Annotated in this window: 41 protein-coding genes; 39 read left to right on the top strand and 2 right to left on the bottom strand. The window is 65.5% G+C overall.

What is annotated here, in order from left to right; all coding sequences use genetic code 11:
* Nucleotides 1-136: 136 nt before the first annotated feature.
* Together M9955_15455 and M9955_15460 are read right to left on the bottom strand one after the other, a co-directional pair.
* On the bottom strand, nucleotides 137-379 hold the full coding sequence (locus M9955_15455) for a hypothetical protein (GenBank protein MCO5083038.1): 243 nt from the start codon (nucleotides 377-379) through the stop codon (nucleotides 137-139).
* A 76-nt stretch (nucleotides 380-455) separates the two neighbouring features.
* On the bottom strand, nucleotides 456-1,139 hold the full coding sequence (locus M9955_15460; protein MCO5083039.1) for a LexA family transcriptional regulator: 684 nt from the start codon (nucleotides 1,137-1,139) through the stop codon (nucleotides 456-458).
* Nucleotides 1,140-1,270: 131 nt separating this feature from the next.
* Between M9955_15460 and M9955_15465 the strand changes: the two genes are divergently transcribed.
* From M9955_15465 to M9955_15655, 39 genes are all read left to right on the top strand, one after another.
* Nucleotides 1,271-1,564: a helix-turn-helix domain-containing protein gene (locus M9955_15465; GenBank protein ID MCO5083040.1), complete on the top strand. Its 294-nt coding sequence runs from the start codon at nucleotides 1,271-1,273 to the stop codon at nucleotides 1,562-1,564.
* Nucleotides 1,561-1,911 (top strand): DUF3486 family protein, encoded by a 351-nt coding sequence (locus M9955_15470; protein MCO5083041.1) that lies wholly within the window; start codon nucleotides 1,561-1,563, stop codon nucleotides 1,909-1,911. The genes M9955_15465 and M9955_15470 overlap by 4 nt, the downstream gene beginning before the upstream one ends.
* Before the next feature lie 88 nt (nucleotides 1,912-1,999).
* Nucleotides 2,000-2,404 (top strand): hypothetical protein, encoded by a 405-nt coding sequence (locus M9955_15475; GenBank protein MCO5083042.1) that lies wholly within the window; start codon nucleotides 2,000-2,002, stop codon nucleotides 2,402-2,404.
* Nucleotides 2,404-3,273: a ParB N-terminal domain-containing protein gene (locus M9955_15480; protein MCO5083043.1), complete on the top strand. Its 870-nt coding sequence runs from the start codon at nucleotides 2,404-2,406 to the stop codon at nucleotides 3,271-3,273. Before M9955_15475 ends, M9955_15480 begins: the two co-directional genes overlap by 1 nt.
* A gap of 2 nt (nucleotides 3,274-3,275) precedes the next feature.
* The gene (locus M9955_15485; GenBank protein MCO5083044.1) at nucleotides 3,276-3,812 is read left to right on the top strand and encodes a hypothetical protein; all 537 of its coding nucleotides are present in this window, start codon (nucleotides 3,276-3,278) and stop codon (nucleotides 3,810-3,812) included.
* Entirely contained in the window at nucleotides 3,791-5,692 is a 1,902-nt protein-coding gene (locus M9955_15490) for a Mu transposase C-terminal domain-containing protein (protein ID MCO5083045.1), read from the top strand. The genes M9955_15485 and M9955_15490 overlap by 22 nt, the downstream gene beginning before the upstream one ends.
* Before the next feature lie 96 nt (nucleotides 5,693-5,788).
* Nucleotides 5,789-6,808, top strand: a complete 1,020-nt coding sequence (locus M9955_15495; protein MCO5083046.1) for an AAA family ATPase — start codon at nucleotides 5,789-5,791, stop codon at nucleotides 6,806-6,808.
* Nucleotides 6,808-7,122, top strand: coding sequence for a hypothetical protein (locus tag M9955_15500; GenBank protein ID MCO5083047.1), 315 nt, complete (start codon nucleotides 6,808-6,810; stop codon nucleotides 7,120-7,122). Before M9955_15495 ends, M9955_15500 begins: the two co-directional genes overlap by 1 nt.
* The gene (locus M9955_15505; GenBank protein MCO5083048.1) at nucleotides 7,119-7,397 is read left to right on the top strand and encodes a hypothetical protein; all 279 of its coding nucleotides are present in this window, start codon (nucleotides 7,119-7,121) and stop codon (nucleotides 7,395-7,397) included. Before M9955_15500 ends, M9955_15505 begins: the two co-directional genes overlap by 4 nt.
* Nucleotides 7,387-7,731, top strand: a complete 345-nt coding sequence (locus M9955_15510) for a hypothetical protein (protein ID MCO5083049.1) — start codon at nucleotides 7,387-7,389, stop codon at nucleotides 7,729-7,731. Before M9955_15505 ends, M9955_15510 begins: the two co-directional genes overlap by 11 nt.
* Nucleotides 7,712-8,365, top strand: coding sequence for a DUF3164 family protein (locus M9955_15515; protein MCO5083050.1), 654 nt, complete (start codon nucleotides 7,712-7,714; stop codon nucleotides 8,363-8,365). Before M9955_15510 ends, M9955_15515 begins: the two co-directional genes overlap by 20 nt.
* A 10-nt stretch (nucleotides 8,366-8,375) precedes the next feature.
* Nucleotides 8,376-8,759 (top strand): hypothetical protein, encoded by a 384-nt coding sequence (locus M9955_15520; protein ID MCO5083051.1) that lies wholly within the window; start codon nucleotides 8,376-8,378, stop codon nucleotides 8,757-8,759.
* Nucleotides 8,756-8,983: a hypothetical protein gene (locus M9955_15525; protein MCO5083052.1), complete on the top strand. Its 228-nt coding sequence runs from the start codon at nucleotides 8,756-8,758 to the stop codon at nucleotides 8,981-8,983. The genes M9955_15520 and M9955_15525 overlap by 4 nt, the downstream gene beginning before the upstream one ends.
* Nucleotides 8,984-8,987: 4 nt before the next feature.
* On the top strand, nucleotides 8,988-9,254 hold the full coding sequence (locus M9955_15530) for a hypothetical protein (protein ID MCO5083053.1): 267 nt from the start codon (nucleotides 8,988-8,990) through the stop codon (nucleotides 9,252-9,254).
* Between the two features lie 4 nt (nucleotides 9,255-9,258).
* A complete protein-coding gene (locus M9955_15535) occupies nucleotides 9,259-9,489 on the top strand; it encodes a hypothetical protein (GenBank protein ID MCO5083054.1) in 231 nt (76 codons plus the stop codon).
* Nucleotides 9,490-9,491: 2 nt separating this feature from the next.
* A complete protein-coding gene (locus M9955_15540; protein ID MCO5083055.1) occupies nucleotides 9,492-9,707 on the top strand; it encodes a hypothetical protein in 216 nt (71 codons plus the stop codon).
* A complete protein-coding gene (locus M9955_15545; GenBank protein MCO5083056.1) occupies nucleotides 9,707-10,393 on the top strand; it encodes a DUF2786 domain-containing protein in 687 nt (228 codons plus the stop codon). The genes M9955_15540 and M9955_15545 overlap by 1 nt, the downstream gene beginning before the upstream one ends.
* Complete coding sequence (locus M9955_15550; protein MCO5083057.1) at nucleotides 10,390-10,863, top strand: hypothetical protein; 474 nt, start codon at nucleotides 10,390-10,392, stop codon at nucleotides 10,861-10,863. Before M9955_15545 ends, M9955_15550 begins: the two co-directional genes overlap by 4 nt.
* Nucleotides 10,860-11,096 carry a hypothetical protein gene (locus M9955_15555; GenBank protein MCO5083058.1) on the top strand — a complete coding sequence of 79 codons (237 nt, stop codon included), beginning with the start codon at nucleotides 10,860-10,862 and terminating at the stop codon, nucleotides 11,094-11,096. The genes M9955_15550 and M9955_15555 overlap by 4 nt, the downstream gene beginning before the upstream one ends.
* The gene (locus tag M9955_15560; protein ID MCO5083059.1) at nucleotides 11,093-11,734 is read left to right on the top strand and encodes a regulatory protein GemA; all 642 of its coding nucleotides are present in this window, start codon (nucleotides 11,093-11,095) and stop codon (nucleotides 11,732-11,734) included. The genes M9955_15555 and M9955_15560 overlap by 4 nt, the downstream gene beginning before the upstream one ends.
* A complete protein-coding gene (locus M9955_15565; GenBank protein ID MCO5083060.1) occupies nucleotides 11,731-12,189 on the top strand; it encodes an ASCH domain-containing protein in 459 nt (152 codons plus the stop codon). Before M9955_15560 ends, M9955_15565 begins: the two co-directional genes overlap by 4 nt.
* Entirely contained in the window at nucleotides 12,186-12,437 is a 252-nt protein-coding gene (locus tag M9955_15570) for a hypothetical protein (GenBank protein MCO5083061.1), read from the top strand. The genes M9955_15565 and M9955_15570 overlap by 4 nt, the downstream gene beginning before the upstream one ends.
* On the top strand, nucleotides 12,437-12,652 hold the full coding sequence (locus M9955_15575; protein MCO5083062.1) for a hypothetical protein: 216 nt from the start codon (nucleotides 12,437-12,439) through the stop codon (nucleotides 12,650-12,652). The genes M9955_15570 and M9955_15575 overlap by 1 nt, the downstream gene beginning before the upstream one ends.
* Nucleotides 12,649-13,062, top strand: coding sequence for a hypothetical protein (locus M9955_15580; protein ID MCO5083063.1), 414 nt, complete (start codon nucleotides 12,649-12,651; stop codon nucleotides 13,060-13,062). The genes M9955_15575 and M9955_15580 overlap by 4 nt, the downstream gene beginning before the upstream one ends.
* Nucleotides 13,063-13,188: 126 nt before the next feature.
* Complete coding sequence (locus M9955_15585) at nucleotides 13,189-13,716, top strand: M15 family metallopeptidase (GenBank protein ID MCO5083064.1); 528 nt, start codon at nucleotides 13,189-13,191, stop codon at nucleotides 13,714-13,716.
* Nucleotides 13,717-13,888: 172 nt separating this feature from the next.
* Nucleotides 13,889-14,182 carry a hypothetical protein gene (locus tag M9955_15590; GenBank protein ID MCO5083065.1) on the top strand — a complete coding sequence of 98 codons (294 nt, stop codon included), beginning with the start codon at nucleotides 13,889-13,891 and terminating at the stop codon, nucleotides 14,180-14,182.
* The gene (locus M9955_15595) at nucleotides 14,183-14,563 is read left to right on the top strand and encodes a hypothetical protein (GenBank protein MCO5083066.1); all 381 of its coding nucleotides are present in this window, start codon (nucleotides 14,183-14,185) and stop codon (nucleotides 14,561-14,563) included. It abuts the gene before it with no gap.
* On the top strand, nucleotides 14,560-14,964 hold the full coding sequence (locus tag M9955_15600; GenBank protein ID MCO5083067.1) for a hypothetical protein: 405 nt from the start codon (nucleotides 14,560-14,562) through the stop codon (nucleotides 14,962-14,964). Before M9955_15595 ends, M9955_15600 begins: the two co-directional genes overlap by 4 nt.
* A 31-nt stretch (nucleotides 14,965-14,995) precedes the next feature.
* Complete coding sequence (locus tag M9955_15605) at nucleotides 14,996-15,217, top strand: hypothetical protein (GenBank protein MCO5083068.1); 222 nt, start codon at nucleotides 14,996-14,998, stop codon at nucleotides 15,215-15,217.
* Nucleotides 15,210-15,578, top strand: coding sequence for a hypothetical protein (locus M9955_15610; GenBank protein MCO5083069.1), 369 nt, complete (start codon nucleotides 15,210-15,212; stop codon nucleotides 15,576-15,578). The genes M9955_15605 and M9955_15610 overlap by 8 nt, the downstream gene beginning before the upstream one ends.
* Entirely contained in the window at nucleotides 15,575-15,886 is a 312-nt protein-coding gene (locus M9955_15615; protein ID MCO5083070.1) for a hypothetical protein, read from the top strand. The genes M9955_15610 and M9955_15615 overlap by 4 nt, the downstream gene beginning before the upstream one ends.
* A 2-nt stretch (nucleotides 15,887-15,888) precedes the next feature.
* Nucleotides 15,889-16,461 (top strand): DUF3486 family protein, encoded by a 573-nt coding sequence (locus tag M9955_15620; protein MCO5083071.1) that lies wholly within the window; start codon nucleotides 15,889-15,891, stop codon nucleotides 16,459-16,461.
* A complete protein-coding gene (locus tag M9955_15625; protein MCO5083072.1) occupies nucleotides 16,458-17,792 on the top strand; it encodes a terminase family protein in 1,335 nt (444 codons plus the stop codon). The genes M9955_15620 and M9955_15625 overlap by 4 nt, the downstream gene beginning before the upstream one ends.
* Nucleotides 17,786-19,447 (top strand): DUF935 domain-containing protein, encoded by a 1,662-nt coding sequence (locus M9955_15630; protein ID MCO5083073.1) that lies wholly within the window; start codon nucleotides 17,786-17,788, stop codon nucleotides 19,445-19,447. The genes M9955_15625 and M9955_15630 overlap by 7 nt, the downstream gene beginning before the upstream one ends.
* A 1-nt stretch (nucleotide 19,448) precedes the next feature.
* Nucleotides 19,449-20,690 carry a phage minor head protein gene (locus M9955_15635; protein MCO5083074.1) on the top strand — a complete coding sequence of 414 codons (1,242 nt, stop codon included), beginning with the start codon at nucleotides 19,449-19,451 and terminating at the stop codon, nucleotides 20,688-20,690.
* Between the two features lie 313 nt (nucleotides 20,691-21,003).
* Nucleotides 21,004-22,005, top strand: a complete 1,002-nt coding sequence (locus tag M9955_15640; protein MCO5083075.1) for a phage protease — start codon at nucleotides 21,004-21,006, stop codon at nucleotides 22,003-22,005.
* A 34-nt stretch (nucleotides 22,006-22,039) separates the two neighbouring features.
* Complete coding sequence (locus M9955_15645) at nucleotides 22,040-22,444, top strand: hypothetical protein (protein MCO5083076.1); 405 nt, start codon at nucleotides 22,040-22,042, stop codon at nucleotides 22,442-22,444.
* Between the two features lie 52 nt (nucleotides 22,445-22,496).
* On the top strand, nucleotides 22,497-23,393 hold the full coding sequence (locus M9955_15650) for a Mu-like prophage major head subunit gpT family protein (protein MCO5083077.1): 897 nt from the start codon (nucleotides 22,497-22,499) through the stop codon (nucleotides 23,391-23,393).
* Nucleotides 23,394-23,498: 105 nt separating this feature from the next.
* A complete protein-coding gene (locus M9955_15655) occupies nucleotides 23,499-23,768 on the top strand; it encodes a hypothetical protein (GenBank protein MCO5083078.1) in 270 nt (89 codons plus the stop codon).
* The last annotated feature ends 16 nt before the right edge of the window (nucleotides 23,769-23,784 follow it).

Raw genomic sequence — 23,784 nt, forward strand, 5'->3', positions numbered from 1 at the left:
CCTTGGGCGAGACTGTTCCCTCGCAATTCGCGCAGACTATCGCCATTTGCTCTCCCTCTCCTTTCCAAGGCACCGCGCCACCGCCAAGCTGTCAAGGTTTCCGCAGCGTCGGCGGCAGCGACCCATAGTGACCTCCTCAGCGCAAGCTGTCGAGCGCGGGCACTTCGCCGAGCTGGTGAACGATCGAAACGTCGAAGCTCTCGCCGGTCACGTCGTCATAGCGATACTCGAGTGTGGCAACGCCGGCATAGCGTGCCGCCATGAGCTTGGCGCGGCGCACCGCGCTCTCGCGCGTCTCCGCGCGGACAGCCTGGTCGGGCTGAAGATGGCCGCGCATCTTCCGGAAAGGTAGTATGATAAGGCGCTTGTTCTCGGACATTTTGCTCTTCCTGTTGCTGATGTTCCTATTTTGTTCACCATGGTGATCGGGAGTCAACGGGGAGAGGAAAAAATTCTTATCGACCGAAAGCGCGGGGCTTCCCGCCGGCGAAAAACACCATGCCATGGATGCGGACACGATGCTGGATGTCATCGTAGGGGATCGTCTCCGGCGCATAGGCCGGATTGTCGGAAATCACCTTGAGGTCACCGTTCATGAGCACTTGGAGGCGCTTCAGCAGAAGGCGCTCGTCGTCGAGGGAGAAGACGAAGATGCCTCCACGCTCGACGATGCGCCACTCGACCTCCTGAACGATCATCACGAGATCGCCATCGCGGATCGTCGGCTCCATCGAATCGCCGGAGCCCTCCAGGATGCCGACAATGGCATTGGGCGGTGCCCAGCCCGGAAGGTTTCTGCGCAACCAGTCCCTACCTACAGCGAAGTACTCGCTCACATCCTCGGTCGGGACCAGCGCGCCGGCGCCAGCTGATGCGCGAACGTCGTAACGCGGCAGCGTAATCGCGTCCGCCGAAGCGCTGATCACGAGATCGCCATCTCGTCGATCAGACCGAGCACACAGCCAGTCAAGCGACACCTCGTAGACATCGGCAATCTTGGCGGCGATGTCGATGCTGGGCGACGATCCCTTCTCATACCGCGCAAGTGTTTGGACGGGCACGCCGACTTTCCGTGAAAACTCAGCATCCTTCATCTTGCCGCGCAGCTGATTGAGGCGGTCTAGAAAAGTCTCCGGCATAAGACTACGCAATTGCGTCGTATAGTGACGCTTCTGCGTTGACTAATCTGCGCAATTGCGTATCCTCCGTCCCCATAGTGATTTGACACCCCGAAAAAACCCGCGTGGCGGCGGGTCAAACGGAGACGAGGATGCAGAGCACCGGACGTGTCTGGGACAGGCACGCAATCCGCGAGGAAGTTTGGCGGCGCGGATCGACCCTGAACCGCATCGACCGCAAATACGGTCTCACCCCTTCATCCGCGCGCGTCGCGCTTCGCAGACCGAACAAGGCCGGCGAGCTTGCGCTCGCCGACTTCCTCGGCGTGCCTGTCGAAGACCTGTTCCGATACCGGACCGCCTCTTCGCCGGAAAACGGTAGCGCGAGCGAACACGGCAAGTCGAGTCGAAACGGCAACTCCGTTTCGACAGGGGGGCGTCCATGAAGGATCGCAAGCAGGTCCGCCGGTCGGGCATCGATCTCTTGCCGCCCGAAACAGTTCCGGATCTCCAGTGGGCCTTCGATAGGCTCGTCGAGGGCCGGATGACGCAGGGCGAGGTCCTGTCGCAACTCAATCGGCTGCTGGCTGCAAGGGGTCAGAAGGGCGTTTCCAGCTCGTCGTTCAATCGCTGGTTCCTGCGCATTCGCGCTGGAGAGGCGGATCGACCGCTGCTCGTCGATGCGCGCCCGCATGCGGAACCTTCGCTGATCCGCGCAGAGACAAGGCGTCTTCTCGCCGCTGCCCTGCGCTCGCTAGCGAACGATCTCGATCCGGCGGCAGGGAGGCGTTGATGCCGGTGACCTTCGCCAGCAGCCTGCTCGTCGGCTCACTTCTCGTCGCCTTCGTAATCGGCGGCGCCGCAATCCTCGGAGTGTGGTGATGCGCCGCCCCCAAAACCATCGCTGGCCCGACCGCCTGCCGCTCGACGACGATGCGGCGATCGCCGCGCGCCTGCCGGAGAAGGCTTTCGCAGCCACTGTCGCGGTCGTTCGCGGCGTCAGCCCGCCCATGACCCACGAATACCTGATCTGCGGACCTCGGGCCGGTACGGCGACCACCGACTGGCTCCGCCAATGCGTCATCTACATGATGGTGGGCCGTCTCGGCCACACGCTCGCCGATTGCAGCCGGCTGATGCGCCGTGATCGGAAGAGCGTCCGCTACAGCGTCTACCGCGTCCTGGATGCCGTCGAGGAGTCTCCGGCTACGGCGCAATTCCTCGATTACCTCGAAGGCCAGCTCGTCGGCGAGTTGCGCCGCATGACCTATGACGGAGAGATTTAGTGGCCGAGTTCAAAACCATCCCGTTGGCCGACATACAGGTGCCCGAGCGCCTGCGTGCGGTCGAAGACGATCATGCGTTGGCCATCCAGGCGTCGATCGTCCAGCACGGCCTGCTCAATCCGATCACGGTTCGCCTTCTTGAGGGCGGCACGGCGTATGCGCTGGTCGCCGGCGCGCATCGGCTGCGTGCCATAGAGCTTCTCGGCGAGGCCGAGATCGACGCCGTCATCGTCGAGGCCGACGACGACGAGGCGGTCATGCTTGAGGTCTCCGAGAATCTGTTCCGAAACGAGCTGTCGGCACTCGACCGCGCCGTCTTCATCATCAGCTATCGCGAAGCCTGGGAGCGGAAATACGGCAAGGTCGCCCGTGGCAATCCTTCTCTTTCGCCCAATTCCGTAAAGTTTACGGAATTGGGCAGCAGCCCTCTCGATCAGGTTGCGCAGGAAGCTGCCACCGGCTTTGCGCAGCACGTCGCGGACAAGCTCGGCTTGTCGAAAAGCGCGATCGAGAAGGCGCAATTCCTCGGCCAGAATCTCCATCCCGATCTTCGCCGCGCGCTTCGTGGCTCTCGCGAAGCTGAGAACCAAAGCCTTCTCCTAAAGCTTGCTCGTCTCGGCGAAGGAACGCAGCTGAAGGTGGTCTCCGACGTGAAGGCGTCGGTGCCGCTGTCCTACGTCCTCGAACACGCGATAGGCCGGCCGACCGCTGTTGATCCCGATCGCGACTACACAGCGTTGGTGGCTGCATGGGAGCGGGCGGGCAAAAAGGACCGCGACCGGTTCCTGCAAGCGATCGGCGCGAGCATGAAAGCGACCCGCGTGCGGATGCCGACGCTGTCCGACCTGATGTCGGAGGTCGAAGACTGACGATGTCGCCGCGCCGGACACAAAAAGCTGGGGGCGGTCAAGGCGATCTCTTCGCCGGGATCGATCCTTCGCAATTGTTTCCGGTGCGCCGGCCGGCCGATGCATGCCGCCCGCTCGACGTCTCGCTGCGCATCAAGACCGCGCTCGGCAGGGCACTGAAGGAATGCCCGGACAGCGCCAACGTCATCGCCGCGCGGATGAGCGACATACTCGGCCGCGAGCAGAGCGTGGACATGCTCTACGCCTATACGGCGCCGTCGAAGCCGGAACACGACATCCCGGTGACGCGGCTGATCGCCTTCGTGCGCGCGACCGGCGCGACGTGGCTCTACGACGAGATCGTGCAGGACGAAGGCCTGATCGTCATGGGCGGGCGCGAGGCGGAACTCGCGCAGCTCGGGCTGCTCCGCCAGGAGAGCCAGGCCATCCAGGACCACATCAAGCAAATCGAGAAGAAGCTCAAAATCGAGCCGATCAGGGGCACGGACGCACGTCGTCCGGCGGGCGGGGGCAGCGCGTGCGCGAATTCTACACGATGAACGACCTCCTCGCATTGGGTCACCCGTCGTTGCCGAGCAGCTACCGGGGATTGAATGCCTTCGCCGACCGGAACGACTGGCGCAAGGACCCACGCCGTTTTCGTATCGAGCCGGGCAGGGGGGATGCTGGCGGCACCTTCGCCTATCACATCTCGCTATTCCCGGCAGATGTGCGCTCTGCGCTGACGGCGCAAACCGCCAAACCCACCGCGCGGCCGGAGGTGCTTTCCGAGGCATGGATCGCCTATGACAGCCTGCCGGAAAAGGCGAAGGCCGAGGCTGAAAGCCGGCTCAAGGCGGTCGACCGCGTCGAGTTCCTGCAGCGCAGCACCGTGCTCGAAGCGGCTCTTGCACTGGTGTCCTCCGAGATCGGTGTTTCGGCATCGACGCTGCGGGGGTGGCTCCGCGCCGTGAAGTTTGTCGCCAAGGCCGACCGCCTGCCGGCGCTCGCTCCCCGATACAAGGGCAGGACGGCGACGGCGGATTGCGATCCGCGCGCCTGGGACTTCATCGTCGCCGACTATCTGCGGCCGGAGGAGCCCTGCTTCTCGGCGTGTTTCGGCCGGCTGCAGGACGCGGCCAAACTCAACCGATGGTCGCCGGTGCCATCTGCGAAGACGTTGCAGCGCCGGATCGAGAAGGAGATCCCGCGTGGCGCCCGCATGCTGGCGCGCAAGGGCCGGTCGGAAGCGCAACGGCTGTTTCCGCACCAGACGCGCGACCGCTCGGTGTTCGCACCGATGGAGGCGATCACGGCGGACGGCCACAAGTTCGACGTGTTCGTGCGGATGCCGGACGGCGAAATCGGACGCCCGGTGCTTCTCGCCATCCAGGACCTCTATTCCGGCATGATCGTCGGATGGCGGCTCGGCGAGACCGAATGCTGGCCGCTCGTACGGCTCGCCTTCCTCGACATGATGGAAGGGTTCGGCATTCCCGAACTCGCCTTCCTCGACAATGGCCGCTCGTTCACAAGCAAATGGCTGACCGGCGGCGTCGTCAACCGGTACCGTTTCAAGGTCAAAGAGGGTGAGCAGCAAGGTCTGCTGACGGCGGTGGGGATCGATGTCCACTGGTCGACACCCTATCACGGCCAGGCGAAGCCGATCGAGCGTGCGTTTCGGGACATGTGCGAGGAGATCGCCAAGCACCCCAGGTGCGCCGGGGCCTATACCGGCAACAACCCCAACGCAAAACCCGACAATTACGGCTCTCGCGCGGTCGCCTGGGAGGATTTCGAGGCGCTCGTGGCCAGCGAAATCGCCCGGCACAATGCGAAGCCGGGGCGCGCGGCCGCCAATTGCCGGGGCCGCTCCTTCGCCGAGACGTATCGCGTCGCGGCCGAGACGGCGATCATCCGCCGGGCGGGTCGCGAGCAACTGCGCTTGTTCATGCTCGCGTCGGACTTCATCAAGTGCCGCGAGCCTTCCGGCGAGGTCCAGCTCGGCGGCAACCGCTATTGGTCGGAGCCGCTGGTGGAGCTTGCCGGCAAGCGCGTCGTCGCCCGTTTCGATCCGCAGGACCTGCATGCCGGCATCGCCATCTACAGCGTCGACGGGCGGTTTCTTGCCGAGGCCGCCTGCATAGAGGCGACCGGCTTCAACGATGCCGAGGCGGCCCGCCGTCATGCGGCCGACAAGCGGCGGCTGATGAAGTCCTACGCGGCCATGCTGGACATGGAGCGGCGCCTGACCATCGAGCAGGTCGCCGAGCTGATGCCGCAACCGGCGGCGCCCGAGACCGAACCCGTTCGCCCTGCCGCCGTGCGTCTCGTCGCCAGCGGCGGCTCGCGGCCCGTCATCGAAGATTGGAGTTCCGATTTCTCACGCGCGATCGACCTGATCGACCGCGGCGTGATCCCCTTTCCGGGGCGCGACTAGCCCCGGAAGCAGTGCGGCCCACGGAGGGTGAGAGCTCCGCAGGCCGCCTGAAAAATCCGCCCCGCAAGGGGCGAAGCAACGCGAGGACAGTAGCATATGAGCAACGACACACAACCCAACTGGCAGCCGCCGCGCTCGACGCCCGGCGGCCAGATTTCCGCCGAGCAGCTCGACGAGTGGCGCAAGACCACCGCCGATCTGCGGGAGCTGGCGATCGCCGAGGGGCTGACCCGCTCGGAAGCGAGCCGGCGCGCCGACGTGCCGCTAGGCACGCTCTCGCCCTGGTACGACGGCACCTATAACGGCGTCTACGCCAACGTCACCGAGCGGGTGCGCAAGTGGCTGAACGCCTATGCGGAGGCGAAGGCCGCCCAGCTGTCCCTGCCGACCGGGCCGGGCTTCATCCAGACGCCCACGGCGAAGCGGCTGACCGAAGCGCTGCTCTATGCGCAGACCATGCCGGAATTCACGGTCGCCACTATGGGCGCCGGCGTCGGCAAGACCATGACGGCGCGCAACTACGTCGCCACGCGGCCCCATGCCTATCTCGTGACGATGCGTCCGAGCACGGCGGCACGGCACGCCATGCTGCAGGAGCTGGCGCTTTCGCTCGACGTGTTCGAGCGCAACCCGGCCCGGCTCGACCGCGCGATCGGCGCGAAGCTGAAGCGCAACGGCCGGCACACCCTGCTGATCCTGGACGAAGCCCAAAACCTCAGCGACGAGGCGGTCAACCAGCTGCGCTATCTGAACGACGAGTTCGGCTGCGGCATCGCCCTGCTCGGCAACGAGGCGGTGTATCGCCGCTTCGGCACCATGCTGCACGACGACCGGCATGACGATGCCAGCGCACAGATCCAGCGTCGCATCGGTCTCCGCATCCTTCAGCGCCAGGCGATCGCAGGCGACGTCGACGCGTTTCTGGACGGCTGGTCGATTGACGATCCCGAATGCCGTCGTCTCGGCCACGCGATCGCCCGCAAGCCCGGCGCCATCGGCCAGCTCGACAAGGTTTTGCGCCTCGCTCACATGATCGCGGTCGGCGCCGACGAGAGACTGTCGGCCATCCATATCCGGAAGGCCTGGTCGAACCGTAGCGGGGAGGAACTCCGCTGATGGCCAAGTTTTCCCTCGCCCTGTCGGACGGCCTCCGCGATCTGTCGGCGCTGTTCGACGACTACACCCACGAGCCCCGCACCCTCGATCCCGCTGACGCGCGCGCCTTCAAGGAGTGCATCAAGCTGCTCTACCGGGAAGCCCGCAACCTCGAAAACGAGCTGTCCCGGCGTCACTGGAACGAGATCGCCAGCGATGAGCAGGCCACAGACGCGGTGCTGTCGGAGGTCTACCGGCCCGGCAGCAACGTCCGGCTGTTTCCAGTGATCGCTCGGCCTTTCCATGACGGCCGTCCTGCCGGAGGCCGCCGGTGAAGCACGAGCGCCTCGACACCGCACAGGTCCGCACCACGCTGCTCGTCGAGCAGCTGCAGCCGCTCATCCTGCGTGAGATCGCGGCGGCGGAGCGGCGTGCGGCGGATGCCGAGGCGGAGACACGGGCGATGATGGCCGCCTGCAGGGAGGTCGGCAAAGCGACCGACCGGCTGCTGCAGGCCATGCATTCCCGTCAGGAAAGGCCGGCCAGGGCGGCGCTGGAGCGCGCCGTCTTCCGGCTGCGCGAACAGATGAGGAAGACCGATGGCCGATGAACGCTTTTCGCAGGCCGTGGCCTCGGTCGACGTGCTCGACCTCTGCGGCCGCATCATCGCCAATCCCGACCGGGCGATGGTCAGCCTCGCCGGCAAGGTGGCGATGGCCCACGCCGTCGAGCGGCTTTGGGAGGTCTGCCTGGAGGCCGAGCTGCTCGTGCGGGCGCTCGCCATGCCGGTCGAGACTTTCACCAGCGAAGAGCAGTTCGCGCTGCGCGACCACGCCATCCAGACACAGGCCGACACGGTCGCCCGCCTGCTGGCGGCGCTGCGCGGGGAAACAAACACCGAAACAAACAAACAGGAGACGGAAGATGGAAACCGCAATTCTTGAGGACCGGCCCGAGGCCGGCGTCACGCTGATCAACGGCAAGCCCTACATGGCCGACGCCAAGGGCGGCTTCGTGCCGGCCGAGCTGGTGAAGCCGGCTGAGAAGCTCGAAGACGAAACCGTGCGTAAGATCATGGCCTATGCCCGCGATCTCTCCGCCCAGGTCGCGCGGTTCAAAGGGCATACCTTCGACGATCTCGGCGCTTTCGAGGCCTTGCTTGCCCAGGAATACGGCGCGGCGAAGGGCGGCGCGAAGGGCAACAAGACCTTCATGACCTTCGACGGCTGCCAGAAAATCCAGGTGCAGGTCGCCGACGCGATCGACTTCGGCGCGCAGATGCAGATCGCCAAGGGCCTGATCGACGAGTGCCTGACCGAGTGGGCGGCGGACAGCCGGCCGGAGATCCGCGCGATCGTCACACGCGCCTTCAACACGGACAAGGAAGGCCAGATCAACCGCGCGGCGATCTTCATGCTGCTCAGGCTCGACATCGAGGACGAGCGCTGGCAGCGCGCCATGTCCGCAATCCGCGACGCCATGCGCGTCGTCGGCTCGAAGCTCTATGTCCGCTGCTACGAGCGCGACCGGCCGGATGGCGAATGGCGCGCCGTCACCATCGATCTGGCGAAGGCGTGAGGGTGCGGCGATGGACACTGCCATGTTGAGAGACGTGCTCGGCGACCGGGTCTTCGACGATTTCGACGCCGCGACCGACACGGAAGACGAGTTCGACGCGGCGATCGGCGCCGCAATGGCTGAGAACCGGGACGAGGTCGCCACGGCGATAGAACGGCACCTGGACGCGGTGCTGACGGCCGAGCGCAACATCGCCGTGCTGCGACGAAAGGGCAGCGCGGCGATCGCCGCGATCGACGAGAGGTGCGAGCGCGCGACGGCCGCCTACCAGGCGACGATGGAGCGCTTCGCCCGCGACCGCGCCAGGGCCGTCGAGGACATGCGGCGCAGCATCGCCACGGCCGAGAAGCTGGCCGCAATCAGCAGGGCGGCCCTGCAGGCGGTGCAGCCATGACGCGCGCCGTTGTCCCGTTCGCCGTCGCCTATCCGGCGCCCTGGCACCTTGGCGACCGCGAAGTTGTCGATCGTGATGGATGCAACGTCCAGGATTTCGATGACACCCCGGAAGATCGGGAATTCTGGCGCGGCGTCGTCGAAGCGGTGAATGCCGGTCGCTGTGGCGACGGCTTCAACCCGCACGGCTCCGGGCCGGTACCGATCGAAGCGCGGGAGGGCTGAAGCGATGGCCGATCTCTCCTGCGTGCTCCACCCGATGGGCATCGCCAATCCGGGCGACGCGCTCGTGATCCTCAACGCGATCGACCTTCTGCGCGAGAACGAGGGGAACACCGTGACCTTCGTCTGCGACAACCCGGATTTCAACGGGCTGCCGAACGCTCGGATCGTCTGCAACGGCAACTGGACCGGCTGGGAAGACAGGGTCTTTTCCGCCGATACCGTCATGGCCGCGCTGCAGATGGCCGTCGCCGAACAGATGAAGGGAGGGTGAGGCGATGCAGCTCTTCTATGACGGTGACACAGACTGGCCAGTCGAGATCTACGACGAGGTCGCGATCGTCGCGGCCGACTATCGCTTTCCCGCGATCGTCAAGAAGGTCCTGCCAAAGAGCAACAAGGTCGTGGTCAGCTTCGAGGGCATCGATCCGGTGCTCGATCTCATCCTTCTCCGGAAGACTGCCCGCGTGCCTGTGACGGCGATCGAGTTGGTAGGGAGGTCGATGTAACCATGAGCAAGCGTTCCATCAAAACGCGTCTCACCGACCTTGAATTGATGATCCATCACCAGACCGACAAGGCGGTGCTGGTCTCGGCCGACGACAATCGAGAGGGCGCGGTCTGGCTCGCCAAGTCGCAGGTCGAATTCGAGGAGGAACCGGTCGTCGGGCGGGCGCAGATCGTCACGATGCCAGAGCAGCTGGCCTTTGAGAAAGGACTGGTGTGATGACGGGCAAGCAGAAAATCCGCGACCGCATCCGGCAGCTGCGGGAGATGACCTCTGCGCGCGGCTGCACGGAGGCCGAGGCGCTGGCGGCGGCCGAGAAGGCTGCAAAGTTGATGCACGACCACGGGCTTTCCGAGGCCGACATCGTCATGGAGGAAAAGCGCTCCGGCCGGGCCGGCGCCGGAAAGGCGATCCGGGCGAAACTCTGGCCGGTGATAGCGACCTGCACCAACACCGCGCCGATCATCCTTGAGGACGCCACCGGAACAACGGTCAGCTTCATCGGCGTGACGCCCGGCCCGGACATTGCCGTCTATCTCAGGGACGTCTGCGAGCGCGCCCTCGACCGGTCGATCCGCGAGTTCAAGGCCGGAAAGTTCTACCGGCGGCGGCGCGGCCTCGCCTCGAAGCGGGCGGCTGTGGCCGACTTCTCGGCGGGCTTCGTCAACCGGCTGTCCTACCGGCTGATCGACACCTTCAGGCCGGTGATGGACCGGGCGGCGCGTGACACCGCGATCGCCACCCGCGACCAGCGCTATAGCGGGAGCGTCAGCGTCGCCCCGCTATCCGCTCCGTTGCGGCACAACGAAGCCCGCGCTGCCGGCTGGATCGCCGGCAAGGACGTGACGCTGGCGCATGGCGTCGGCGGCAGCGCCGCGCCGTTGCAGATCGGGGGCGGGTCATGACCGATCGTCACTGCCGCGAGTGCGGCATCACCCATATCGAGCCGGGCATGGAGATCGACGGCGAGCCGCTCTGCTGGGCCGACATCGATCTCTGCTCGCGCTGTCAGGACTTCCTGCACGATCAGTTGCTGAAGGACGCGGCGCGCTATCGCCATCTGCGCAACCGGCAGACGCGGCCGGTGGATATCGCGCTCGGCGGCGTCTTCGCCGGCCAAGTGCCGGAGAACACGATGCTCGGCGGCGAAGACCTCGACCGCGCTATCGACGCCGAGATGGGGGCGCTCGTGCCGGAGATCGAACCGCTGGAAAAGCGTCTGGCGGAATGCCTCGCCGCGATCATCGACACGCCGCTGATGCGCGGACGCGACGAGGTCGGCGGTCACAAATCGCCGCTGGATATCCGGCTCGGCTTCTTCCTCCCGGAGCTTTCCGAACGCGCGGCCGAGTTGCTGGAGGAGGCGGGGGTATGACCAGCGTGCTCTCTCTCGCCGCCGTTCGCAAGGAACGTGAGCCCGATGCCGATTGCGTCCATGAACTGGAGGACGGCCGCAAGATGTTTCTGTTCTCCGCCGTCTATCAGCACGGCGAGGAGGAAGAAGACATCTACATATGGGCGTTCGACCTGCTCGATGCCGAGCGGCGGGTTCTGTCGATGGCGCGCACGCTCGTCATCGTGGGCCAACTGTCAAGGATGCCGGAATGAGCGCGATCGCCGCCATCCACGCCGGCCTGCGACAGCTCGGCATCGACCAGGACGATGCGCGTGACCTCTACGAGCGCCAGACCGGCAAGCGCTCGCTGCGCGAGATGAGCGCCCGGCAGCAACAGGCGATAGTCGACGAGCTGCGCCGGCTGGGCTTTCAGAAGGCTTCCAGACACGGCTCGAAGCCCCTTCAAGGCCCGTTTGCGAAGAAGCTGCAGGCGCAATGGATCGCACTCTGGAACCTCGGCGTCGTCGCCGACCGCACCGATGCCGCGCTGCTGGCCTTCGTGAAGCGCCAGACCGGCATCGACCACGTCAACTTCCTGCGCGACCCGGCCGAGGCCCGCAAGGTCATTGACGGGCTGAAGGGCTGGATGGCCCGCGAAGGCGGCGTCGAATGGGGATGGTCGCACGGGTACGACTTTTTGAAACACGATGCCGGCAAGGTCGCCTGGGCGCAGTTCCGGAAGATCCTGCCCGGCGCCACGCTCATCGGCAACAAGCTGGATTTCGCGCGCGCCGTTGAGGCGATCGTCGGCGACCATCCGGCCGGGCTCGGCTCGCTGACGCCGGCAGAGTGGCGCGCCGTCATGAACAATTTCGGCGAGCGGATCCGCAAGGCAAAGGCGGTGGCATGATGGTGGCCTACAGCTTCCACAGGATATTCGCCCCGCAGGTCGCCGCCCTGACGAAAAGGCAGACGATTCGCGCCAATCGCCGGCGGCATGCGCGGCCAGGCGAGCCGGTCCAGCTCTATACCGCGATGCGGACCCGTCACTGCCTGAAGCTCGTGGACCGAGATCCGCTTTGCACGGACGCGTTGCCGATCGTGATCGAGGTGACCACGCTGATCGACGAGTTCATCGCGTCGATCGAGATTGACGGGCGATCCCTGCATCGCGACGAGATCGAACCGTTCGCAGCGGCGGACGGTTTTGCGCCGATCGACTTCGGATGGTGGCAGCCACCGGCGCTTGTCGGGCAGCGCCTGCAAGCCGCCACGGCGCGCTCGAACATGGGCGTCTTCTGGCTGAAGACCCACGGCGTCGGCCGGTTCACCGGCGTTCTCATCAAGTGGGATCCTGCGCCATGACCGACATGCGCGTGAGCGACCACGCCGTGCTGCGCTATCTGGAGCGGATCGTCGGGCTCGATGTCGAGGCTTTGCGCGCGCAGATCGCGCTGGATTGCGCGCGGTCGCAGGGCGCGCCATGCGTGCGCACCGAGCATGCGCGATATCTCGTGCGCGGCCGTGTCGTCGTCACGGTGCTCGACGGCGAGACGGTGCCGCATTTCCGCGTGCTGGTGTCGCTCCTGCGCCGAGGGGCCACGGAGGGATGATGGCTCGCGGCGCAGAGACCACCCCGATCCTGCCGCTGCTCGTCTGGCACGAGCTGGCGGCGATCGAGGATCTGCGCCGGGAACGGGCGGAGCTTCAGCGTCGCATGGCCCTTTATCCGCCGCATGCGCATCGCCGTGTCGTGCTGGAGGCGCGGCTGCGGGAACTCACCCACCGGCTGATCACGGCCGAGGCGACGATCGGGCTCAAATCATGAGCGCGCCGGAAAAGCGTTCGTCGCTGCCCGGATTCCTGGGCGAAGTCGCAGAGATTGCTGGCGTCGACGCAGCATATGCGATCCTTGACACCTGCGGCGGCACGCGCGTGGACATCCCGGCGAAAGCCCGTCCGGACCACTGGTTGAGCCGGCTGGTCGGCTTCGAGACCGCTGATCTGATCTGCAAGCACTTTGCTGTGCAGCAGGTGAAAGGCGTGCGGCATGAGATGATCCCGCTCGCTCACCGATCGCATGCCCGGCAAGCGCGCAAGCACATCGCCCAGGCTATCGCGAGAGGCGTCGACGTGCGTTCCGCCGCGCGTCAGGCCGGAGTTCACGAGCGGACGGCCTGGCGCGTAAAACAGCGAATGAAGGGCGATCCGGACGGCGACCAGGGCGAACTGTTCTAGTCCTCTTGCGGCGAACGCATTTTCGGAACAGCATAGCTGCATGGATGGCGTCGGGCTGACAAATGTCAGCCACACGCGGTTCCGGCGGCGCGACCATGGTGACCGGAAACAATCCCGGTGAGAACCATGGCAAACCCCGCCTCGAAATGGCCGCTGCAGCGCGATTGCGATGCCTTTTATGGCAATCCGCGCAATGGCGCGAAATACTCCCTGACCTGGTACCGCCAGAACATCGTGATGGTGGTGCCGCCGTTCCGCATGGCGATGGGCGCGATCCCGATCACGCGGATCCCGTTCCATCGCAAATGCGCCGGTGCGCTCGAACAGGCCCTCGCCGACATCTGGCAGCGCTCCGGTCGCTCGCAGAGGGTGATCGACGACTGGGGCATGTCGGTCTTCTCCGGCTCGTTCAACTATCGGCCAATGCGTGGCGGCACGGCTTTGTCGATGCACGCCTATGGCTGCGCGGTCGATTTCGATGCGCCCCGCAACGGCCTTGGCAATCGCCGTCCGAGGTTCGCGACCATTCCCGCCGTGTTGTCGGCCTTCGCTTCGGCCGGCGCTGTGTGGGGCGGCGACTGGAACGGCAACGGCGACACGCTCGACGAGCGCCGCTGCGACGGCATGCACTGGCAGTTCGCGAGGCTCGGCTGAGATGGCCGCGCTCTCGTTCCTTCTTCTCGTGGTCGGCAGCCTCATGCTGCTGGTTGGTACGGTGCTGGGCGCGTTTGTGTGGTTTGCCGGCGCCAACCATCCGCTGGGCGGTGGAGCCGACGAGACCGTTTGCTCCGTGCGCCGGGACGCAAATCTGCTCATCTGCCTCGGCATTGCCTGCCTGCTCCTCTTCCTCTTCATTCCGGCTTCCGCGCGCGCCCATGATGCTCCCACAGGCTGGCGCCATCCGTGGGCGTGCTGCTCGAACCAGGACTGCCGCATGGTGCCGTACCAGGCCATTCGCGAGGGCGGGCATGGTTATGTGATCGAAGCCACAGGGGAGGTCATTCCCTACGCCGACAAGCGCGTTCGCGAGTCGCCGGACGGCGAGTTTCACTGGTGCTCCGAAGCGGGAGGCGAGCACAGCCGCACGATCTGCCTCTTCGTGCCGCCCAGGAGCTATTAGGTGGGGGATCAGGCGGGACAGACGATCGGCGCGATCGGTCGGCCACCCTGGAAGGTGCGCCGGCTGATCGTCTATGTGACGCTCGTCTTCTGCGCGGCCATGGTCGTGATCGTGTTCGTCACTTCCAGCTTCGCTCAGTTCGGCGGCGTCGCTGTGGACAACGAACTGAACCGGACGATCGTCACCAGCTGCTTCTTCCTCGCCGGCAGCGTGATCGGCGCGTTCGTGTTCGGGGCGGTATGGGACGATCGCAACGTGATGCAGATCCTCGGCCCGCAAGCCTATCAGGATCAGCTGCCTTACCAGACCTATGGTTATGGCCCGTCGACGGGCGGCTATCCGGTCGGACCCGACCATGACGGCTACGGAGCCCGGCAATGATCGGCGCGCTGTTGTTCTCGAAGGCATCCGCCTTGCTGCGGTGGCTGGTCATGCTGACGATCCCGGTCCCTGTCGTCGTCATCGGCGCGGGCGTCGTCTGGGCGAAGTTTGACAAGGCGTCTGCGGTGCGGCGCGCGGTCGACGAGGCGACCGTGGAGCTGGTTGCCGGAGCGCGCATCAAAGCGCTGGAAGCAACGGCCGACGCGGAGCGGCGGCTCCGGATGTATGCCGAGGGGAAGGCGGCAGCGGCGGCATCCGCCAACGAAGCCTTCCTCGACAAACTCACGATCGCGGAACGCGAAAAGGAAGGCCTGGTTGATGAACTGGCAGAGCTGCAGAAGCGCCCTGCGCCTGACGGCTGCGTCGTCACTGACGATCTGCTTGGCCGCCTGCGCAAGTGATCGCGCCGTGCTGGAAAGGGCGGCGGTCGACATGGCGAAGTCCGACATCGTCGACGCGGCGATCGCGGTGGCGGAGCGGCAGCCGGAACGCCCGGCCGATTGCCGCAAGAAGGAGTGGAGCGGCGTCGCCAGCGGCGAGCGGCTGGACGTCGCCTGGCTGAAGGCGGAGCGGGCCCTGGAAAGAACGCGCGCCCGGCAGAACCGGTGCAACGCCTGGGACGAAGATCGAAAGACCGGTGCATACGATGATTGATTTGTCAGTGCTGACGCAATGGCTGGGCGCAGCCGCGCTCGTGATCTCGCTGGTCACCACGATCTACACGCTGATGACGCAGAGCTCGAAGAAGACGGGCGCCGCGCTTGAGGCGTTCCAGAAGAGAACGGGCGAAGTGCTGGAGAAGCTGGAAGGCAGCCTCAGCGCGCAGGCAAGCCGCATCCAGGCGCTCGAAAGCGAGATGAAACACCAGCCGGACAAGGATGACGTCCATCGGCTGGAGATGAAGCTCGGCGAAATCCAGCTCGACATGGTGCGCATCGGCGCCGTGGCGGAGCAATCCGCGCGTACGACCCAGCGGATGGAGAATTTCCTTCTCGAACAGGCAAAAGCAGCATGAGCTACGCATCATTCATGGAAGAGGACGCGCGCCTCGTCATCCTCCGGGAACTCGCAAAGCAGTTCGACGGCCGCCTCAACGAAACCGTGTTGACCACCGTGCTGGAAGCCTTCGGCTATCGTCGTTCGCGGGAGTGGGTGCGCACGCAGCTGCGCAAGCTTGAGGAGCTGGGGGCCGTCAGCATCCGCGCGATCGACCGGCCCGAGGCCGATCCGATCCTGGTCGCCACCATCACGCGAGCCGGCGCCGATCATGTCGAACGCCGCAGCGTCATCGTAGGCGTTGCCCGTCCGTCACTCGGAGGCTGACCATGGCTGGTCGCGGCCGTCTGTCGTCGATCGACCTGCTTCCCGAGGAAGCGGCCGACGATATCGTCTGGGCATGCGAGCAGCTGTACCAGCGTGAACGCACGCAGGCCGACATCCTCTTCGAGCTGAATGACCGGCTGGAGGCAAAAGGGCTGGAGCCGGTTTCGAAGTCCGCCTTCAACCGCAAGGCCATGCGGCTTGCCGCCGCCCAGCGGCGCATGCAGGAAGCGCGCGCCATGTTCGACGGCCTTTCCAGCCAGTTCACGGCCAGGGACGTCGATGACAACACCGTCATCCTCGGCGAGTTCATCAAGACGCTGATCGTCGAGCTGATCGACGACAGCGCCGGGCGAAAGAGCCCGAAGGATGCGATGGAGCTGGCGCGCGCTTATCAGGCCACAGTTTCCGCACAGAAGATGTCGACTGATCGGCGGCAGAAGGTGGAAGCCGAAGCCCGGAAGAAGCTCGACCATGCCGTTGAGAGCGCGACAGGCGCCGTGGAAAAGGCCGGGCATCAGGTCAATGCCTTCGAAGTGCTCGAAATGATCCGCAAGGCTTACGAGAACGGGGCATGAGCCGCGCGCCGATCCTTTACCCGTATCAGGCGCGCTGGTTCAAAGACCGGCGGCGCTTCAAGCTGGGCAAGTTCGCCCGCCAGACGGGCAAGACCTTCACGACCACGCTGGAAACGGTCGACGACAGTTTCGAGCATGTCGTCAAACAGGCGCGGACACGCTGGGTCATCCTCTCGCGCGGTGAGCGGCAGGCCAAGGAAGCCATGGACGAGGGCGTGAAACTGCACGCAAAAGCCTATGGCGTGCCGTTTGAGTACACCGAACCGGAGTTCGACATCGGTGCGGTGAAGTACAAGGCGCTGGAGGTCGAGTTCCCTCACGGCTCCCGCATCACGGCGCTGCCGGCCAATCCGGACACGGCTCGCGGTTTCTCGGCCAACGTCTTCCTAGACGAGTTCGCGTTTCACAAGGATTCGGGTGCGATCTGGAAGGCGCTCTTTCCCGTCATATCCGCCGGCTGGAAGCTGCGCGTTACCTCGACGCCTAACGGCAAGTCCGGCAAGTTCTATGAACTAGACACTGCCGTCGACGACACATGGTCCCGCCACGTGGTCGACATCTACAAGGCCGTCGCGGATGGCCTGCCGCGCAACATCGAGGAACTGCGTGCCGGCCTCGCCGACGAGGACGCCTGGGCGCAGGAATACGAGCTCAAATATCTCGACGAGGCGAGCGCCTGGCTGTCCTACGATCTCATCTCCTCGGTCGAGGACGAGAAGGCCGGCGACCCCGATCTCTACCAGGGCGGGCCATGCTTCGTCGGCGTCGACATCGGCCGGCGCAACGACCTCTTCGTGATCTGGGTCTTCGAGCTGATCGGCGACGTCCTGTGGACGCGCGAGATCGTCGAGCTGAAGCGGGCCACCTTCGCCTCGCAGGATGCGGCGCTGGACGAGGTCATGCGTCGCTACCATGTCGCGCGCGTCTGTATGGACCAGACCGGCATGGGCGAAAAGCCGGTCGAGGATGCGCAGCGCCGTTATGGCGCCGGTCGCGTCGAGGGCATCCTGTTCACCGGGCCGAACAAGCTGGTGCTGGCGACGGCCGGCAAGGAACGGTTCGAGGATCGTACCGTCCGGATTCCGGAGGGCAAACCTGCCTTGCGCGCGGATCTGCACAAGCTCCGCAAGGTTGCCTCGGCGACCGGCGCGCCACGCTTTGTCGCGGAGCGCGACGACGATCACGCCGACCGGACGTGGGCTGGATTCCTCGGCATCCATGCGGCCGGAACACCGCGCACCTACGGCTACATGACGCTGAAAGACCTCGGCCGGCTGCGCGCCGACGATGACGATGACGACGGGTCCAGCTTCGGGAGACGCCTGTGGTGAAGTCCACCATCCTCGGGCCGGATGGCCGCCCGATCGAAAAGAAGCTGCTTGCCAGGGAAGTGGCCGCGCCGACGATCTCCGGCGTGCGGCGTGTCCATGAGGAGCGTGTCGCCACCAGCCTCACGCCCGAGCGCCTTGGCTCGCTGCTGCGCGATGCCGCGCTCGGCCAGGCGCGCGCCTATCTGACGCTCGCCGAGGAGATGGAGGAGCGATACCTCCACTACGCCTCGCAGCTGCAGACGCGCCGGCTGGCGATCGAGAGCGTGGACGTGACTGTCGAGGCGCCCAAGGGCGTGCCGTCCAAAATCATCGAAGCCGTCGAGGAACTCACCGAGGAGAGCGCCTTCGAGGAAGCGATCGGCGCGCTGACGGACGGCATCGCCAAAAGCTACGCCGTCTCGGAAATGATGTGGGAATATGAGCGCGGCGCGCTCCGCCCGGTCGAGTACATCTGGCGCGACCAGCGCTTCTTCCAGTTCGACCGGCTGGCGCTCTCCGAATTGCGGCTGGCCGTCGACGGCTCGATTGAGGGCGAGGAGCTGCCGCCCGCGAAATTTCTGCGGCATCTGCCGCGATCGAAGATGGGCATTCCGCTCCGGCGCGGCGTCGCCCGGCCGGCGGCATGGGCCTACATGATCCAGCAATTCGCGCTGCAGGACTGGGCTGGTTTCGCCGAGGTCTATGGCATGCCGCTCCGCGTCGGCAAATACAATGCCGGCGCTTCCGAGAGCGACAAGCGGACCCTGCTGAAGGCAGTCGCTTCGATCGCCAACGACGCCGCCGCGATCATACCGGACGGCATGGCCATCGATTTCCACGAGGTCAAGGGATCGCAGGGCTCGGACGTGTTCGGCGGCTTGCTCGAATATGTCGACAAGCAGATCTCCAAGCTCGTCGTCGGGCAGACCATGACGTCCGACGACGGTTCGTCGCTCGGGCAGGCGAAGATCCACAATGAGGTGCGGCTGGACATCTTGCGGGCCGATGCCAAGCAGCTCGCGGCGACCGTCAACCGCGATCTCGTCCACGCCTTCGTCGCCATGAATTTCGGGCCGCAGGACGTCTATCCGCAGATCAAGATGCCGGTCCCGGATCCCGAGGATCTGGAAGTGCTGACCAAGGCGGTGCAGGCGATGGTGCCGCTGGGCCTCAAGGTCAAGCAGAGCGAGATGCGCGAAAAGATCGGCCTCTCGGAACCATCCGACGAAGACGAGCTGCTCTCGGCGCCTAGACCGGCCGCGTCGCCCAATCCGGAGGATGACGACGAGGAGCCCGCGAAGGTTCCCGCTCCGAAGCCCGGCAAGGACAAGGCGAAGGAACAGCCGAAGAAGATCGCCGCCCTGTCGGCCGAGGTGGCCGATCACAAGCGGTCGTGCCGCTGCCGCTCCTGCGTGTCGCTGCTGGCGGCCGAGACGGTCGCGGCCAGAGCAGACGCCCAGGACGATGTGGATGCGCTCCTCGAGGAGGCGTTTGGAGATTGGGAGCAACTCACGGCGCCGATCGTCGATCCGCTCTTCGCCATTATCGAGAAGGCAACCAGCTTCGAGCAGGCGCTCGCCATGCTCCAATCCGCCGGGCCGGATGCGACGAAGCTCGCGGAGCGGCTGGCGGTATTGACGGCGATCGGGCGCGGCATCGGCGACACGAAAGACTGACGTGGCCGAGATCGCCAAGGGCTTTTCCACGCCGCCGGAGGTCACAGCCTATTTCGACGGCAAGAGCCTGCGACCGGCCTTCTCCTGGCTGGACGTGTGGGCCGAGGAGCATGCCTACGCCTTCACCGTCGCCAAGGCGACCGAGCTGGAGCTGCTCACCACGTTTCGCGATTCGATCGGCAGCGCCATCCGCAAAGGTCAGGGTTTCGAGACGTGGAAACAGGACGTCCTGAAAGACCTCACGCGGATCGGCTGGGCAAGGCCGCGTATGGTGTCTGACCCCGAAGGCATCGATCCCGACCGGATGGTGAACTTCGGCTCGTCGCGCCGGCTGAAGACGATCTTCTGGTCGAACGTCAATTCCGCCCGCGCGGCCGGCCAGTGGGAGCGCGCCCAGCGGACGAAGCGGGCGCTGCCCTATCTGCTCTACGTCCGCACCACGTCTGCGGATCCGCGCCAGGAGCATCTCGGCTGGGTCGGCATCATTCTTCCGATCGACCATCCGTTCTGGCGGACACACTTCCCGCCCAACGGCTGGCTGTGCAAATGCCAGGTACGCCAGATCTCGGCGCGGGAGGCGGAGCAACTGCTCGGCCGCGCGCCGGCGGAAGGCGGCGTCATCTATCGCGACACGCCGCCGGACCTCGGGCCGGACATCCCGTTCGTCAACCGCCGCACCGGCGAGGTGACCATGGTGCCGCCGGGCGTCGACGCGGGCTGGCACACCAATCCCGGCCTCTCACGATCTTCGACGTTGCTGCAGAACCTCGAAGCCCGCCTTCGGACGGCTGACGCCGGCGACGCGGAGCGGGCGTTGGGCGATCTTTGGGCTGACCCGTTCCTGCGCGTCGCGCCGAAGCTGCCGGAGAAGACCTGGTTGCCGGCCGGCGTCTCGCCCAGGCTGGCGTCGGAGTTTCCGGCGGCGCGTAACAGCATCGTGTCGATCGCGACCGAGGACATCGTATCGCGCAACGTGCGGCACGGCATGACACTGGACGAGTTCGCGCTGCTGCCCAGGATCATCGCCGATGGCGCCATCCTCCCGGATGAGCGTGGTGACGGCAGCGTGCGGACCATACTGGGCCGCATCGGCAAGACGTGGTGGCGGTTGTTCATCAAATTCTCGTCGGGTGGGTATCTGCGTGTCACCAGCATGCACCAGCGACGGTTCCAGGACATTCAGAAGACGCTTGATCGTTTCGGCCTGACCGTCGACGACATCAATGATCTGGGCAAGGAATGACGCGCGGCGGGGAGGGTCGGCAACTCCTCCAGCGGCCATCTAGGGCACCCGAATTCGCCGCCGCGCTGGGTAAAAGATGCGCCTTCCGCGTCAGGATTTCAAGCGATCGTAAAGGAGCCTCGTAGAGCGCGTTCGTCGATCCGGACGGCCCGTCATGGCTCAAGACGTCGCAGCGCGCGCTAGCGGCCTTTTAATCGCCTTCTAATTTGATGTTTGTCGGCGTCGCTCGGTCTCGATCGGCCATTGTGGCGGCGGATCAGGGCTGACAGCTGTCAGCCACATCAGGCCCGCTGACTTCGGCAATTGTGCGCCGATGACGCGAGTTTCCGCAAGCCTGAATTTGAGACTGGTCAATCTCGCCGGTGAGCCGGGCGAGCCGGTCGCGACCGGCGTCGCTGTCTTCGACGTGATGACGCTCGACGCCGCCGCCAACCCCGAGGTCGGCCCGGCCTGGATCATGCTGGCGCCGCGTGGCCGCTTCACCGCCCGCGACGGTCGCTCCTTCGAGGTCAATCCGGAGCAGCTCGTCGAGCGCTTCGCGGCCGAGAAGGTCGACGTGCCGATCGACATCGACCACGCCACCGTCAAGAAGGCGATATTCGGCGACGCGGCCCCGGCCATCGGCTGGATCAAGGAACTCGCGGCAAAGCCTGACGGTCTCCACGGTCGCGTCGAATGGCTCGCCGCCGGCCTCGCAACCCTTGCTGCCCGCAGCCACCGCTATGTCTCGCCCTCGCTGAAGGCCGATGAGAACGGCGTGGTGAGCTGGCTGCATTCCGCCGCGCTGGTCGCGGCTCCCGCTCTCTCCATGCCGGCGGTCGCGTCGGTCGACCCGAACAACCCCACGAAGGATGCATCCATGCTGAAGAAGATCGCCGCCGCCCTCGGCCTCGCGGAAGACGCAGGCGAGACCGCCTGCCTCAACGCCATCGCCAATCTCGGCCAACGCGTCGACAAGGCCGTGCATGAGCAGACGCTGGCGACGCTGTCGACGACCACGGCCGAGCTGGAAGCCATCAAGAAGGCCGGCCATGACAAGGAGGTCGCCGATCTGCTCGACGGGGCGTTGACGGCGAAGAAGATTACGCCGGCGCAGCGCGCCGAGCTGGAGCCGCTCTGCGCGACGGTGGACGGCTTCGCCCAGGTCAAGAAGCTGATCGATGCCACCGCCGCCGGCCTCGGCGCATCCGGGCTCGATAAGAAGCCGATGCCCGGCGAAGTCCACACGCTCTCGGCCGAGGACCGCGCCATCATGAAGGAAATGGGTCTGACCGAGGAAGCCTACCGCAAGGCCAACGGCCTCGCGGCCGCCTGACCTCGTAGCCCGAACGCAACCGGAGAATTTTTCGATGACCGCACTGTCTGGCCCGCGCGTCCCGACCCGCAAGGAAGGGAACAGGAGCACCGCCCCGATGAAGGGCTCCACCAAGATCTGGAACGGCGCCATCGTCGTCATGGACAGCGGCCTCGCCGTGCCAGGCAAGACGGCGACGGGTCTGGTCGTGCTCGGCATCGCCACCGACACCGTCGACAACACCGGCGGGGATGGCGCGGCGAAGGTCACGGCCGAGCGCGGCTGCTTCAAGTTTGCCAACTCGACGTCGACCGACGCGATCGCCGGTTCCGAGATCGGCAAGGATTGCTACCTGGTCGACGATCAGACGGTGGCCAAGACCAACGGCTCCAGCACGCGCTCCGTCGCCGGCAAGGTCATCGACGTCGACAGCGACGGCGTCTGGGTCGCGCTCGGCTGATCCCGGCGCGGCTTCATCACCCTTTCATCCACCTTTCAACGGACACTAGAACATGGCCCGCGTGATAACCGCAGCTCTTCTCGAGGCCGCACAGCGCGGCTTCAAAACCAATTTCCAGATCGGCTTCGACGGCCACAAGGCGCTGCTAAACAGCGTCGCCACCGTCGTGACATCGACCGCGGCGGTCGAGGATTACGGCTGGCTGAACACCATCCCGAAGCTGCGCGAATGGATCGGCGACCGCCATGTCCACGGCCTCGGCACCAAACAGTACACGATCCGCAACCGCAAGTTCGAGCTGACCATCGGCGTGCTGCGCGACGACATCGAGGACGACAAGCTCGGCCTCTATTCGAACCGCTTCCAAATGATGGGCCAGTCGGCGGCGTCGCATCCCGACGAGATCGTGTTCGAGCTGATCAACAGCGCCTTCGCCGCCAACTGCTACGACGGCCAGTATTTCTTCGACACTGACCATCCGGTGGGCAAGGAAGGCAACGTCGCCTCCGTCTCCAACATGCAGTCGGGCTCGTCCGAGAAATGGATCCTGGCGGACCTGTCGAAGCCGCTGAAGCCCTTCATCTTCCAGAAGCGCCGCGACTATGAGTTCACCTCGCTCGACAATCCCAACGCGACCGAGAGCGTGTTCATGCGCGACGAGTACAAGTACGGCATCAACGCCCGCGTCGCCGCCGGCTTCGGCTTCTGGCAGATGGCATTCGGGTCGAAGGCGACCCTCGACGCGACGAACCTGCGCGCGGCCTACACGGCCATGACCAAGTTCGCCGACGACGAAGGCCGGCCGCTGGGCATCCGCCCGACGCACCTGATCGTCGGCCCGAACAACCAGTTCACGGCGCGCGACATCCTCCTGTCCGAGCAGATCAGCGGTTCGACCAACACCAACCGCAACCTGGTGTCGCTCATCGAAGCGCCGCTGCTGACCTGATAGCGCCTCCCAGGCGCGATCCGCCGGCCTCGGCCGGCGGGTCTTTGAAAGCCGGCACCCCTGCCTCCCACGGGCGCCCGCTCTCCAAGACCCGAGAGGACCATCATGGCCAAGACCCCGAAAAAGACCTTCGCCCAAGGCGAACTCGATCCGATGCTGATGCGCGTGCGCATCGTCGCGCCGCAGGGCGCACGCCGCCGCGCGGGCATTTCCTTCACGTCCGTGCCACGCGAACTTACCTTCGCCGACCTGGGCGACGACGTCGAGGCCGCCCAGGAGACGCTGAAGATCCTGATGGCCGACCCGCATCTATCGGTTTCACCGGTGATCGAAGAGGGCTCGATCGAGCCGAAGGACGAAGAACCGGCCGCCTGATTTTCCGAACACGCCG

The organism is Rhizobiaceae bacterium, from assembly GCA_023953845.1.
Classification (GTDB): Bacteria; Pseudomonadota; Alphaproteobacteria; order Rhizobiales; family Rhizobiaceae; genus Arvimicrobium.